Genomic DNA, 237 nt, shown 5'->3' on the forward strand with positions numbered 1-237 from the left:
GCATCCGCACGACCGCCCGGTTCATCAGCCAGTTGGCGAGCGCGGGGGTCGCGCTCCCGGTCGCGGCCAGGGCGTCGATCGCGGCGGTCAGGCTCGCCTCGGCCCCCTCCATCCGGCCCCCGTGCATGAGGAGGGCGCCGAGCTGCCCGCCGAGGAGGGCGACCGCCTCGGCCTGCAGCCCGTCCCTGGCCAGCGCCTCCCGGCACAGCGCCTCCGCCGCCGCGGGCTCGCCGGTCT

The 237-nt window shown here is 78.9% G+C and carries 1 protein-coding gene; it reads right to left on the reverse strand.

What is annotated here, in order from left to right; translation table 11 throughout:
• Positions 1-237: hypothetical protein (locus KVS71_RS18735; protein WP_217585285.1), on the reverse strand; the 237-nt coding region annotated here is incomplete at both ends.

This window comes from Microbacterium sp. GbtcB4, assembly GCF_019091465.1.
GTDB classification, from domain to species: Bacteria; Actinomycetota; Actinomycetes; order Actinomycetales; family Microbacteriaceae; genus Microbacterium; species Microbacterium paraoxydans.